This is a genomic window from Pseudomonas sp. GW821-FHT07G06, assembly GCF_058986625.1.
In genome coordinates, this window is sequence record NZ_JBYSVW010000007.1 from 23,964 (window position 1) to 36,234 (window position 12,271).

A 12,271-nucleotide genomic window follows, 5' to 3' on the forward strand; every position below is an offset into this window, starting at 1 on the left:
CCTTGTAGGAGCTGGCTTGCCAGCGATGGTCGTTAACGATAACGCGTATGAACCGGGTAAACCCGGCCTATGTTCAGGCTTGCGCGGCGCTGACCTTGCCAGTGACCGCGGCGTTCTTGCGGACCGCTTGATACAGCAGGCTCGATACCATGAACCCGACAATGGCCAGCAGGCTCATCAACGAGAAGACGTAGTTGTAGCCTTGTTGACCCGGGAAGTGGTCGAGTATCGCGCCATAGATGACGTAGGCAAACATGCCCGGCGCATAGCCGATCAGGCACCCAATGCCAAAGGCCGAGCCCGTGATGTGCTGGGGAATGCCGACTTCACCCATCGGTGCCCAGAACACACCGCGCATGGAAAACACAATCAGCGCGAAGGAGAGGGTGGCCGCCATGCCTGCGTAGATGAAACCCGGGTTTTTCGGGATGAGCATGATGACGCCCATCAGCGGCAACAGGGCCAGGAATGCCCACTTCAGATAACGGCTGGAACTCTTGAATTGCTTGTCGGCAATGAAGCCGCCAGCGGGGCCGCCGAGGATCTTGAGGAAGTACTGGTTGATGATGCCGTAGGCGCCCACCAGGGCCACGGGCAGTTCGTACATTTCCTTGAGGTAGGGAATGAAATAGGTCAGGCCGCAGTACACGATGTAGACCATGAACACGTTGAGGCTGACCAGCCAGATGCCCGGCACCTTGATCGCCTCGAGCAGGTTCGACAGTCCGTTCTTCGGCTTGACGGTCGACTGAGTTTTGCCGCTCTTGAGCAACAGCCAGGTCAGGGTGCCGGCAAGAATGTCGATGACCGAGTAGAACAGGATCGCCGACTTCAAACCGTTTTCACCGGAGCCCATGGCGACAAAGACGCCCAGCGCAGAGAACGCGACCAGGGTATCAATGACGCCACGCCCGCCTTCGAGCAGGCCGAACAGGCGCCCCTGTTCCTTGTCGTCGCCCAGGTTGCGGATGGCTTTGAGCAGAGAAGGCCAAAAGAGGCAGTCGGCACACACGGCCAGCAGGCAGAACACCACCAGCAGGTTGCTGAAGGGCGGAAAGGTCGCCAGGTAAAGCCCCAGGCCGCCGGTACCGATCAGGCCGAGGGGGATCAACTTACGCGTGTCGTACCGGTCGGCGAGCATGCCGCCCACCACGAACAACGCGGTGGCGATGATGGCGTTGGCGCTCAGCAGCACGCCGATTTCAGTGTGGGACAGCCCCATGAATTCTTGCATGGGGATGTAGAAGGCATCTTTGAGGTTTGCCAGCTTGTAGATGGTGCCGCCACCGAGGATGAGAATCAGGAATCTGAGCCATTTGGCCTTGTCATGGGATGTCATTATTGTTCTCCAGGCGTATTGGGGTAGGCAGTGCCGCTCGGCACGTCAGGTTCAGGCGTCAGCGCAATGCGCCAGGGTCAACTCGGCCAGGGTTCGGAGCTCGGCCAGCAGACCTCGTACGTAGGCGACCTGGTTGTTGGCCCAACGGTGTTCATCGGCCAGCATTCGCTCCAGCGAGTAGCCTTGCGGCAGTGCCGTTTCACTCATTTCCCGGTACGCGATGAACGGGTCGGCGGCTTCGTCGAGCTGGCGGAACGCCGGGGCCACGTAGTGGTTTTCCTGCTCGAGAATGAAGGCGATCACTTGCGGGGTTGATTCGCCGAGCATCAGCAGTTCGAACAGCATGCGAGCGCTGGGCAGGTCGTCTTCGTCACTGCCTTGCAGCACGCCGTAATGCCCGAAGCCGTTTTGCTCAGGCACGATGCGCACACCCTTGAGGTGGGTCTGGCGTATGTGCGGGGCCAGGGCGCGCAGTGCCGCAAGGGGCTGTTCGCAGGCATTGATCATGTTGCCGAAGTCGAACAGGGCGTGCAGGCGAGGGTGATTCAGGCGGCTCAGCAGTTGCGCGATCTCGCCGCTCTTGAGTTCCTCGTGCTGCTCGAAGTCGAAGAACAGGTCGTGCTCGTCTGCCTGTTGCGCAAGGTAGTGCAGGTCCGACTCGATCACGTCCATGACCCGGGACAGCGCACCTTCGTAGCGTGAGTAGACTCGGATGTTGCGGGTGCCCAGCGCCCTGGCAATGGCGATCACTTGATCGACATCTTTTTTCAGGGTGCTGCTGATTTCCAGATGCACGTCCAGCCCGAGGGCATTGGCCTTGCCCGCGAACGCCTGAAGCTGCGCGGCGTTCATTTGGCTCAGGCTGTTTTCCTCACCGTCGAGCAGGTGCAGGCTCAGGCCCTGCAGTTCGTGGCGATAGGCGAAGTCCAGCAGGTCGCCAGGGGTGACACGGCCGTGGGTCAGGTTGGTCAGCAAGGGATAGGCATGGGCAAACAGGCGCAGTTGCCCAAGTCGGTCGAGCAACTGGCGGGCCAGTGCCTCGGTCAGTAGCGGGGGAGCCTCGGCCTCGACAGCCTTATGGCTGAGCAAGGCGTTGAATCGTTCCTGGATCTTATTGTTCATTCGAGTCGTTCCTGGTTCAGACACCGGGTCTACCGGCGCAGCCTTTATCGCGCCAGTCAGGAACTCTCGATAGATCCATTATCAGTTAAATCATAAGACCACTTGCCCGGCGTCAAGTGGCCGCTTGCAGGTGGCCCATTGTGTCCAGGGCCTGGGCCAGCGCTTCGACCCGCGCCTGGGCCTGGTCCTCGGGGGTGCTGGCAAAGCCGATCAGCAGCGCCGGCGGCAAGACGTGCTCCAGGCAATAGTCACTCAGGGGATAGGTGTGAATACCATGTTGGCCGAGTTCCCTGGCCAGGGCGTCGTCATCGAGATGCGCGGGTAACCAGGCGATCAGGTGCATGCCGGCTTCCACCGGGGTGATCCTGAAGAAAGTCCCCAGCTGTTTCTGCAGCTGTTCGACCAGTGCCTGCTGGCGAGCCTGATACAGGGCGCGCATCCGGCGAATATGGCCGAGGAAGTGGCCTTCGCGCATGAAGTCCGCCGTGGCGGCCTGAAGCAGGGTGGGCGGGCTGCGATCCATGACCGCCCGCAGGGTGCAGAAGGGTTCGACCAGGGCGTTCGGCAGTATCACGTACCCCAGTCGCAGCGAGGGGAAGAGCACCTTGCTGAAGGTCCCGGCGTAGATGACCCGGGCCCACTGGTCCATGGCATAGAGTGCTGGCAGCGGGCGGCCGTTGTAGCGAAACTCACTGTCGCAATCGTCCTCGATGATCCAGCTTTGATTCTGCGCGGCCCAGTCGATGAGTTCCTGGCGGCGCCCATAACTCATGGTGACGCCCAGGGGATGCTGGCGAGAAGGCGTGGTAAACACCAGGCGGGCGTCAGGACACAACGTCAGGCCTTGCCGGACATCGATCCCCTGTTCGTCGATACGCAACGGCACGACCTGGCCACCCTGGGCCTGGAGCGCAATGCGCGCCGCGATATGCCCCGGATCTTCCATCCAGAAGCTGTCCTGCGGATTGAGCAACAGCATGCCCAGCAAGTTGAAGGCTTGCTGGGCGCCGGACACGATGACCACCTGCTCGGCACTGCAATCAATGCCGCGGGCATCGAAGACGTACTCGGCAATCGCCTCGCGCAGGGCCAGCAACCCCTGCAGTTCGCCATAGCCGAGCATGGCCTTGGTCGGCTTGTGCAGGTGGCGGTTCAACAGGCGCTTCCAGACCGATTGCGGGAACGCATCGTAGGCGCTGTGACTGGGCAGGAACGAGGTCGGGCTGCCGGTCGCCCAGTCAGCATAGGAAACACCGCGAAAATGATCGCTGCGCAGCGACAGCATCGACTGGCTCAGGTCGGACAGGCGAGGCGGCTGGCGCTTGTGCTCATCGTCTTCAATACCGCGGCCTTCCCATTCATGGCCGACGTAAGTCCCGGCCCCGGTCCGCGACGTCAGGAAACCTTCGGCAATCAGCTGATCGAACGCATTGAGAATGCTGATTCGCGACAGCTGCAGTTCCTTGCTCAGGGTCCGGGTGGACGGCAGGCGCACGCCGCCCTGAATCCTGCCACTTAGAATCTGTTTGCGAATCTGCAAGTAGAGTTGGCGGTACAAGGGGATGGAACTGGCACGGTCCAGTTCGATACCCGACAACAGCAAACCTGCGGAGGATTTCATTATTCGTTCGTCTGGATGGAATGTGGTCTGGCCTGAATCGCTGTCAGGCACCCGGGTGCGAAAGGGTAGCGAGGGGCGCTGGATAAGTCATCCACCCCGGCGTCACTTGAGAATCATGGACGAGTTTTCGCAGGCAAGCGTTCAAACCTTGCCCCGACCCCCTGTAGGAGCTGCCGAAGGCTGCGATCTTTTGATCTTCACAAATCAAAAATCAACATCAAAAGATCGTCCGAACGCGGCCCGAGCCTACGGCAGCTCCTACAGGTCGATATGCTCAAATAAAAAGGTCTCGCCAATTCTTCCGCCGGAGCCTTCTCACCGTGAGCCAGGTTGGGTGCCCCCCCATAGGTTGGATGCAACCTATGGGGGCATTCAAGGAAAAGAAGGGCGTCTGACCGCCATGCGCCATGCGCCATGCCCAAAAGGCCCAGGAAAAAATCAGCAGGAAGTAACAGATTGTAAATTTGAACTATACCCAATAGGGCAATCGCTCCTGGCCCCGGGACATGATGCCTCCCCAGATATTCATCCCAGGAACTTCAACGTCGGGCAGACCGAGAAACTCTGGTGATGAACGCTTTGAACATCGCTGCCAGCGATGCGGTGCGTTTACAGGCCCAAGGTCTGATCAAGCATTAGCCCCTGTCCGGCCGCGTGCTGCACGTCGCCAGGCCCAGGTTCAAAACTCTGAACAAGGCAAGGAGTTTGCGATGGCTGATTCAAGCAAGAAAATGGGCCTGATGGGGCTCACGACGCTGGTAACGGTCAACATGATGGGTTCGGGCATCATCATGTTGCCCACCAACATGGCTCAACTGGGTGCCGTCTCGCTGCTGTCATGGATCTTCACCGCGATCGGCTCGATGGCCATCGCTTACTGCTTTGCCCAATGCGGAGTCTTCTGTTCGCGTTCCGGCGGTTTGTCCGCCTATACCGAAGAGGCCCATTCGAAGTCGGGTTTTTTCCTCTGCTCGTACCTGTACTTCCTGTCCCTGGCCATCGCCAACGTGGCCGTGGCCATTTCGGCGGTGGGCTACATGACCGCCTTCGTGCCCTGGCTGGGCACGGGTGCCATTCCACTGTGCATCGGCACGATCTCGCTGATCTGGCTGACTACTTTCGCCAACTTCGGTGGCCCTGGTATCACTGGCAAGATCGGCGCGTTCACGGTGTGGGGCGTGATCATTCCGGTGGCGGGCCTGAGCATCATCGGCTGGTTCTGGTTCAAGCCCGATGTGCTGGCCGCCGCCTGGAACCCCAACAGCCTGCCGATTTCCGAGGCCATCAGCAAAGCCATCCCCCTGACCCTGTGGGCCTTCCTGGGCATGGAGTCGGCGGCCCAGGCCACCGATGCCGTGGAAAACCCCAAGCGCAATGTGCCACTGGCCTGCCTGTTCGGCACCCTCGGTGCCGCCGTGGTCTATGTGCTGTCGACCACCGTCATCCAGGGCATCATTCCCAACGCCGAACTGGCCAAGTCCTCGGCGCCCTTTGCGCTGGTCTATGCCACGATATTCAGTCCGATGGTGGGCAATATCGTCATGGCCCTGGCGGTCATGGCCTGCGTCGGCTCGCTGTTGGGCTGGCAATTCACCCTGGCGCAAACGGCGAAGATGACGGCTGACCAGAACCTGTTCCTCAAGCTGTTCAGCAAGGTCAACTCGATGAATGCGCCCGTCGTCGGCATGATCGTCTGCGGTGTACTGCAAACCCTGATGGCCCTGTCGACCATCTCCCCCGACGCCGCCGCGCAGTTCAGCAAGCTGGTGAGCCTGGCCGCGGTCACCAATCTGATTCCCTATATCACTGCGCTGACCGGCCTGCTGGTGATCATGCACAAGGCCGGGGTCTCATCAGCGATTCGCACGCGTAACGTGGTGGTCTTGCTGATTGCCGTCACGTACTCCCTGTACGCCCTGTATGCCTGCGGCAAGGACGCGGTGATGGGCGGCACCCTGGTGCTCGCTGTCGGCTACCTGCTCTACGGATTCCTCGCCAAGCGCTTCACCGAAGTGCCAGCGGCCAGCCAGGCCAGGCCTGCAAACCCTCAGGCGTAGCCATCAGGACTGCACAGACATCTGCATACGGGGAAACCGGACATGAACGTACCATTTGCCACAACCACCAGACTGCTGCTTGCCTTCGCACTCTTGACGCTGCCACTGATGGCCGGCGCCAACACCCTTGAACGCGTGCGCAGCAGCCACACCTTTAACCTGGGTTACTTGCCGGACCTGGCGCCCTTCAGCAAGCAGGACGGCGACAAGGCCAGCGGTTATGCCATCGACCTGTGCCTGAAAGTCGCCGACAAGCTCAAGAGCGAACTGGGCCTGCCCGACCTGCAAGTGCACTACCTGCCGGTCACGGTTGCGGACCAGGTCAGTGCTGTCAGCCAGGGCAAGGTGGACATCCTCTGCACGCCGACCGCGCCTACTCTGGAACGGCGCAAGATGATCAGCTACTCCATCCCGGTCTACACCGCCGGCCTCTCGGTCGTGGTGCGCAACGATGCGGCCGAACCCTTGCTCAATGTGCTCAATGGCAAGGTCGCCAATAGCGGTCCGACCTGGCGTGCCAGCATCAACAATGGCCTGGCCAACCAGACTTACGCGACCCTCGAGGGCGGGGTGACCGAAGACTGGATTCGCGAGCGCATGCGCCTGCTCAACGTGATCGCCTCGTTGGTGACCGTGGCCAACAATGACGAGGGCGTCAAGCTGGTCGCCGAGGGCAAGGCCGATGCCTTCTTCTCCGAACGCATGCTGCTGCGCAACGAAATCGCCAAGGGAGGTGCGGCGCAGAACCTGATGATCCTGGACCGCATCTTCGAGTACTCGCCGGTGGCGATGATGGTCGATCGCAACGACGAAGACTTCCGCCTGCTGGTCGATACGGCCCTGAGTGAAGCCTATTACTCGGGTTTTGTGGAAAAGGCCTACGACCAGTATCTGGGTGGGAGCAACCTTACCGTGAAGAGACTGTTCAGGGTGTATGCGTTGCCGTAGCTGTGGCGAGGGAGCTTGTCGGATCGCCGCACCGTCCCGCTGGGGTGCGTAGCGCCCCCAAAAAGAGGGACTGCTGCGCAGTCCAGCGGGAGCAAGCTCCCTCGCCACAGGTGATGCCATTGGTTCGGAGCCGCATCAATGGGCGAGGACCTTGGCGAAGCAGGAATCGCCCTGTCGCTACTATCGGTTGAAACGTTCGGCCAGGCTGTGCAGGTAGTCGGCCATGACTTCAAGATCCTGGCTGATCGCGGCACCTTGTTTGGCCTGCCCGGCGCTGTGATCACAGAGCTGGGCAATACGCGTGATCTGCTGATTGATGTCTTCAGCCACATGACTTTGCTCTTCAGACGCCGAGGCCATCTGCTGGCTCATCCCGGTAATCCGGGTGACGGCCTGACTGATACCGACCAGCGCCGACTGCACCGCCTCGACACGCTGCATGCTTTCGCGGGAAATCTGCTCGCCACGGCTGGCCGTTGATACGGCGCGATCGGCACCGTCGTACAGAGACGCAATGATGCCGTGAATCTGTTCGGTGGAGGTGCGAGTGCGTTGTGCCAGGGAGCGCACTTCATCGGCAACCACGGCAAAACCGCGACCTTGCTCACCGGCCCGGGCCGCCTCGATCGCCGCATTGAGCGCCAGCAGGTTGGTCTGTTCAGCAATGGACGTGATGACATCCACGACACTGCCGATCGATTGCGTTTCACTGGCCAATGCGTTGACCGCCTTGCCGATCTCGTTGACCGCCTCATGCATGGTCTCCATGGCGCTCAGGCTTTGCCGGGCCAGCTCACTGCCCTCACGCGTCAACTGGTCAGCCTCCGATGCGGCATGCGCGGTGCTGATGACGTTCTGGGTGACTTCCTGGATGGTGGCGGCCATCTGCGAGATGGCGGCGGCTGACTGATCGGTTTCACTGCGCTGACGATCCAGCGACTGCGCCTGCGAACCGGAGAGTTCGGATGACTGCGCGGCCTTGGCCTTGACATTGACCCCGGCATCGACGAGTCGGCTCAGGGCGGTCTGCAAGCGCGCTTCCTCACTGACCATGGCCATGTCCAGGCGCCCCTGGGGACCATGGTTGTCGCTGTAGGTGAGCGCGACCAATGGATCGGAAAAGGCTTTCGGATGCTCGGCCAGGGTACGCTCGATGGCCCTGCGATGCCGGGAATCGATCAGGTACCAGGCAAGGCACAGGCTCGCCACCATCAGTCCCTGTGCCGCCGAGTTGGGCAGCCACTGCTCGGCGAGCAATGAAACTGCGCCAGTGATCAGCAACGGCCAGCCGTGTTGCAGCGGCCGGGAAATCCGCGTGCTCAGGGAAACGATGGGCTTGCCGGCCCGCATCCGTGCATAGAGTGCTGCTGCCCGACGAACCTGGTCGCGGCTGGGCAGCGAACGGACCGACTCGTAACCACTCAGGCGCCCGTTTTCATGGATGGGCGTGACGTAGGCACTGACCCAATAAAAATCACCATTTTTCGCGCGGTTTTTCACAATGCCCATCCAGGGTTTGCCTTGCTTGATGGTGTGCCACATGTGAATGAACACCCCGGGAGGCATGTCGGGGTGTCGAACCAGGTTATGGGGCTGGCCCACCAATTCGTCGTAGGTGAAACCGCTGATGGCAACAAAGGCCTCATTGCAGTAGGTGATCCGGCTATCGAGATCGGTCGTGGAGATCAATCGTTGTTCGGCGGGAAATACTCTTTCATGTTCGGTTACGGGTAAATTCACGCGCATACGATGCGGCCCCTCGGATTATTATTATGATGTTGAGCCTGTAAACCAGAACGGGCCCGCCGTCAGATCGCGGGATTCAACGCGCGCGGGCCCGAAGAGGAATTTATGGAGGGGGGAGGCTGACGGAGATTCATTCGACGACAATTTCTTTTCATTTCATGACAAGCCCACGATGTCGCTATGGAATCATGGGTGACGTCGAATCGAGTCGGGGTTGGGGCGCGAGGCATGGCCTCCGGTGACGGATGTCGTCGCCTCTCTATTCAAGGCAGGTTTCAGACATGGCGGGCAAGCCATGGAGAAAGGCGGCAATCTGCCGGCGATTGCGCAAATGCACCACGGGAATCCGCGGGCCGATGGCCAGGCGCACCGCTTCGATACCCGGGCGGTAGCCTCGATCGAAATTCCACACGAACTCAAGGAACGTCAGGAACGCCCGGTCGAGCTTCTCTGCGCAGCCGGCTGCAAGGTCAGGGCGAGGACGGTTCATGACGCTGCGCAGGATCACCCGGGCGAAGCAGGTGAGGCGCGGCGTATCGAGCCAGATGATCAGGTCGGCCCGGGGCAGGCGAAGGTCGAAGGTGCGCCGGGCATAGTTGCCTTCACAAATCCAGGTGTCCGCTGCGACCGCTGCGCTAACCCGCGCGCGGAACTGCTCAGCGTCGGGTTCGATCCAGCCGGGCTCCCAGAACAAGGTATCGAGGTGCACAACGGGCAGCCCCAGATGCTTGCCGAGGGCGCGGGCGAGGGTGGATTTGCCGCTGCCGGCATTGCCCAGAATAACAATCCGTTGCACGAGTGACGTCCTGTCGAAAAAAAGATTCTTTAAGCATTCCCGGGGAACTGTAGGAGCCAGCCTGCTGGCGATGGACTCAAGCGCGCCGCGTTCATTCAGATCACCCGCGTTATCGTTAACGACCATCGCTGGCAAGCCAGCTCCCACAAGGGGCCATGCCTACGCTGAAACTACTGTAGGAGCCAGCTTGCTGGCGATGGACTCAAGAGCGCCGCGCTCATCCAGTTCACACGCGTAATCGTTTACGACCATCGCAGGCAAGCCGGCTCCAAGGTATCGGATGTGCCTGTAGGAGCTGCCGCAGGCTGCGATCCTTTGATCTCAAGCCATTCCGAAACCGCCAAAAGATCGCAGGCTGCGCCAGCTCCTACATGAGGCCGCGTCTGAGTCGAAATCGAAGCGGCCTCCAAACCAGTGAAAGCCTCAAAAACAGCCGGCGATTGTGCAGGGTTTTGCTCGCCAGTCAAAGGCCGCTGAGGGAAACCTCGCTGATGACACCTGCCGGCCCGTTTCGTGTGTCAGGCGGATGCACCCACGCCTTCGGCTTTCTCCTGCGCCGCCACGTCATGCAGGGAAATCCTCGAGGTCTCCGGCAATGCCAGTCCACCCGCCAGCGCGAGCAGTGCGATCGCGATCAGATAGAACGCCGGCGACAGGTTGCTGCCGGTGGTGCTGATCAGCCACGTCGCCACCAGCGGCGCAGTGCCGCCGAACAGGGTGTATGCCATGTTGTAGGTAATCGCCGAGGCGGTGTATCGAGTGCGGGTCGGGAAGGTTTCCGAGAGCAAGGCCGCCGTCACCACGCCACACAACACCGCGCCAATCGCCAGGAGCATGACGCCGACGACGGACGCTGCGAACGAGCCGGAGCTGGCCATCAGGAATGAGGGATACACGACAACGATCAACAGCGCGCAGGCCGTCATCACCGTCATGCGACGCCCGACCCGATCCGAATACAGTCCGGCCAGCGGGCAGATCGCCGCGGCGAACAGCAATGCAATCAGTGACACCAGCAACGCAGTGGCGCGACTCAGGCCTCCGGCGACCTGCAGGTAAGTCGCGAAATAGGTGGTGAACATATAAAACGACAGTGCTGTGAGTGACACGAAGGCACCCAGACAACAGATCGCCGCCCCATGGTTGCGCAAAGTGTCCTTGAGCGGCGAGTGGGCGACCGCATGTTCCTGGCTCACCGCCTGGAATGCCGGCGTCTCGTCGAGCTTCCAGCGCAAGTAAAGCCCCACCAGGCCCAGCGGCGCAGCAATCAGGAACGGCAGGCGCCAACCCCAACTGCCCATGGCTTCGGCCGACAATGACGCCTCGAGCGCGTAGGCCACCACGGCGGCCGCGGCGAAGGCGGAAAATGTCGACACCGGGATGAAGCTGCCGTACCAGGCGCGTTTGTCACTCGGTGCATGCTCCATCAGGTAGGCACAGGCACCCGCGTATTCGCCCCCGGCGGAAAAGCCCTGGGCGCAACGGATCAGCGACAGCAGAATCGGCGCCGTGACCCCGATCGCCGCATAAGTGGGCAGCAGACCGATCAGGGTCGTCGCACCTGCCATCAGCAGAATGGTCATGGCCAGGGTTCGCTTGCGGCCGATCCGGTCGCCCAGCATGCCGAAGAAAATCCCGCCAAGGGGCCGAAACGCGAAGGCCACGGCGAACACGGCGAAGGTCTTGAGCAGCGCGGCACTGGCATCGCCGCTGGGGAAAAATTGCTGGGCGATGGTGGTGGCCAGAAAGCCATAGACGGCGAAGTCGAACCACTCGACAAAGTTGCCGATGCCGGCGGCGACAATCACTCTTCTCAGTGTTTGCGGGCTGACTTGTTCCGTATTTGCGCTCGTCATGCTTGACCTCGACAGTTCGTCAGTAAGCTATCGATTATCGGGGCAGGCACGGCGGCGGCTCACTTCAAAAGTGTCATCCACGTAGTCAGTACCGACGAGATAACGCTGAATGACACCTGATTGGCCGGATAAGGGAACGGGCAGTGTTTTTCGTGAACTTGTAAAGCACCGGGGGTATTGTCGGTCGCCAGGATCAGATCGATAGGGAAGGGATGAAGATGACATTGACTGCCGAAAGCCTGGTCAGGATCGCAATGACCAATCCGGTGAACGCAGAAATTTACACACGCTTGCCCGAGCTCGGCTTGAACCAATGCATGCTCACGGCCGGTTGCCTGTTCCAGGCCGTCTGGAATCATCAGTCGCAGCGACCGCCAGAATGGGGAGTGAAGGACTACGACGTCTTTTACTTCGATGATGATCTGTCCTGGGAGGCAGAGAATGAGGTCATCCAGTCAGCCCGGCAGCTGTTCAACGACCTCGACGTGAACGTTGAGGTCAAGAATCAGGCTCGCGTTCACCTGTGGTACAGCCAGCGGTTCGGCGGGGATTATCCCAGGCTTCAGTCGGCCAGGGACGGGGTCGATCGCTATCTGGTTGCCGGTACCTGCATAGGTTGGGATGTCGCCACCGGCGAGGTCTATGCCCCCAACGGCCTGGCCGACACAGAGCACGGGCTGCTTCGAATCAATCCAGGCAATCCCAGGCCGGACTTGTTCGATCAGAAGGCCAGAAGTTATCAGGCTCGCTGGCCATGGCTCAGGATCATCGCGCCACAAAGTTGAA

Annotated in this window: 9 protein-coding genes and 1 pseudogene; 3 read left to right on the forward strand and 7 right to left on the reverse strand. The window is 60.7% G+C overall.

Going from position 1 to position 12,271, the window contains the following annotated elements:
• Positions 1-73 precede the first annotated feature (73 nt).
• From AC3WJW_RS13515 to pdxR, 3 genes are all read right to left on the reverse strand, one after another.
• Positions 74-1,339 carry an MFS transporter gene (locus tag AC3WJW_RS13515; RefSeq protein WP_493726327.1) on the reverse strand — a complete coding sequence of 422 codons (1,266 nt, stop codon included), beginning with the start codon at positions 1,337-1,339 and terminating at the stop codon, positions 74-76.
• Between the two features lie 51 nt (positions 1,340-1,390).
• Positions 1,391-2,461: a sugar phosphate isomerase/epimerase family protein gene (locus AC3WJW_RS13520; protein WP_493726328.1), complete on the reverse strand. Its 1,071-nt coding sequence runs from the start codon at positions 2,459-2,461 to the stop codon at positions 1,391-1,393.
• Between the two features lie 112 nt (positions 2,462-2,573).
• Entirely contained in the window at positions 2,574-4,082 is a 1,509-nt protein-coding gene (gene pdxR, locus AC3WJW_RS13525; protein WP_493726329.1) for a MocR-like pyridoxine biosynthesis transcription factor PdxR, read from the reverse strand.
• 710 nt (positions 4,083-4,792) lie between these two features.
• Between pdxR and potE the strand changes: the two genes are divergently transcribed.
• Complete coding sequence (potE, locus tag AC3WJW_RS13530) at positions 4,793-6,139, forward strand: putrescine-ornithine antiporter (protein ID WP_493726330.1); 1,347 nt, start codon at positions 4,793-4,795, stop codon at positions 6,137-6,139.
• 42 nt (positions 6,140-6,181) lie between these two features.
• A complete protein-coding gene (locus AC3WJW_RS13535; protein WP_493726331.1) occupies positions 6,182-7,087 on the forward strand; it encodes an amino acid ABC transporter substrate-binding protein in 906 nt (301 codons plus the stop codon).
• 180 nt (positions 7,088-7,267) lie between these two features.
• On the opposite strand, the gene AC3WJW_RS13540 is transcribed toward AC3WJW_RS13535, so the two are convergent.
• From AC3WJW_RS13540 to AC3WJW_RS13555, 4 genes and pseudogenes are all read right to left on the reverse strand, one after another.
• Complete coding sequence (locus AC3WJW_RS13540) at positions 7,268-8,299, reverse strand: methyl-accepting chemotaxis protein (protein ID WP_493726509.1); 1,032 nt, start codon at positions 8,297-8,299, stop codon at positions 7,268-7,270.
• A 255-nt stretch (positions 8,300-8,554) separates the two neighbouring features.
• Positions 8,555-8,833: pseudogene (locus AC3WJW_RS13545) on the reverse strand (PAS domain-containing protein); the annotation flags it as partial.
• 259 nt (positions 8,834-9,092) lie between these two features.
• Positions 9,093-9,629 carry a P-loop NTPase family protein gene (locus AC3WJW_RS13550; RefSeq protein WP_493726332.1) on the reverse strand — a complete coding sequence of 179 codons (537 nt, stop codon included), beginning with the start codon at positions 9,627-9,629 and terminating at the stop codon, positions 9,093-9,095.
• A gap of 518 nt (positions 9,630-10,147) precedes the next feature.
• On the reverse strand, positions 10,148-11,485 hold the full coding sequence (locus AC3WJW_RS13555) for an MFS transporter (protein WP_493726333.1): 1,338 nt from the start codon (positions 11,483-11,485) through the stop codon (positions 10,148-10,150).
• Between the two features lie 218 nt (positions 11,486-11,703).
• On the opposite strand from AC3WJW_RS13555, the gene AC3WJW_RS13560 reads away from it, so the two are divergent.
• Positions 11,704-12,270 carry a nucleotidyltransferase family protein gene (locus tag AC3WJW_RS13560; protein ID WP_493726334.1) on the forward strand — a complete coding sequence of 189 codons (567 nt, stop codon included), beginning with the start codon at positions 11,704-11,706 and terminating at the stop codon, positions 12,268-12,270.
• The last annotated feature ends 1 nt before the right edge of the window (position 12,271 follow it).